The organism is Mesorhizobium sp. M2A.F.Ca.ET.039.01.1.1, assembly GCF_003998035.1.
Classification (GTDB): domain Bacteria; phylum Pseudomonadota; class Alphaproteobacteria; order Rhizobiales; family Rhizobiaceae; genus Mesorhizobium.
Genome location: NZ_RZRY01001127.1, coordinates 1 through 1,427, shown reverse-complemented (window position 1 = coordinate 1,427; position 1,427 = coordinate 1). Strand labels below are relative to the sequence as shown.

Below are 1,427 nucleotides of genomic sequence, written 5' to 3'. Positions count from 1 at the left end.
CCGCCCCCGCGTGCGCACCCGGCGCGGAGCCCGGCGCCGAGACCCTGTTCGACCGCGCCGGCGTGCCGATCTTCCAGGTCATCGTCGCCACGACGCGCCGCGAGGTCTGGGAAAACAACCAGCGTGGCCTGGCGCCCGCCGATCTTGCCATGCATGTCGTCCTGCCCGAGCTCGACGGCCGCATCCTGGCCGGCGCCATCTCCTTCAAGGGCGAGATCGAGACCGATCCGGCACTGGCCTTTCGCGCCTTTGCCAACCGGCCGGAAATGGACCGCGTGGCGCAGGTCGCCAAGCGGATCGCGGCGTTTATCCGCCTGCAGAGGACCAAGCGGGCCGAGCGCAAGCTGGCGATCCTGATCCCCGACTATCCGAGCGCGCCAGGGCGGACCGGCTATGCGGTCGGGCTTGATGTGCCCTCCAGTGTGCTTGCGATGATGCATGACCTGAAGGAACAGGGCTATGCGGTTGAAGGGATTCCGCAATCGCCGCGGGCGTTGTTGGATGCGCTGGAGGTGGGTGGCCACGGGTTAAGTTCAAAAGACTACCTGCGCTTGTCCGCTGAACTGCCGGAAGGCGCGCGTGATGCAGTCAGGGCTGCCTGGGGCAACGCGGAAGACCAGATAGGGCTGCGCGAGGCCCCCCTCTCTGTCCTGCCGGACATCTCCCCCTCAGGGGGGGAGATTGGCAGCTCCGCCGCCGGCTCTCCCCTTGCTAGGCCGAAAATTGGCGAAAGCCGAGCGCAAGAAATAATCTCCCCCCTTGAGGGGGAGATGTCCGGCAGGACAGAGAAGGGGGCGACGGAACGCCTGCCTTTGAAGGCTGCCGCCCCGCAACACTTCCCCTTCCGCGCCGCGACCTTCGGCAACGTCACCGTCGCACTGGCCCCCGACCGTGGCCGCTCGGCCGACCGCCGCGCTGACTACCACGACCCAACCCTGCCTCCCCGCCACGAGCTGATCGCCTTCGGATTCTGGCTGCGGAAATCGCTCGGCGTGCATGCCATCGTCCATGTCGGCGCGCATGGCACGCTGGAATGGCTGCCGGGCAAGACGGTCGCGCTCTCCGACACCTGCTTCCCCGAAATCGTCACCGGCTCGCTGCCGGTCATCTATCCCTTCATCGTCTCCAATCCCGGCGAAGCGGCGCAGGCCAAGCGCCGCATATCAGCCGTCACGCTGGGCCATCTGCCCCCGCCCATGACCGGCGCCGGCCTCGACGAGGCCCAACAGAGGCTGGAACGGCTGGTCGACGAATATGCCCAGGCCGATGGGCTCGACCGCCGCCGCCGCGACCGACTTGCAAAGCTGATCGTCGAGACGGCGCGGAAGACCGGGCTTGCCTCGGAAGCCGGCGTTGCCAAGACCGACCAGCCCGACGAAGCGCTGCGCCGCATCGATGCCTGGCTCTGCGATCTCAAGGATTTCGCC

General features: G+C 67.6%; 1 protein-coding gene. It reads left to right on the top strand.

What is annotated here, in order from left to right:
- Positions 1-1,427 (top strand): cobaltochelatase subunit CobN (locus tag EOA24_RS37860; protein ID WP_189354593.1); only part of this gene is annotated, 1,427 nt, incomplete at both ends.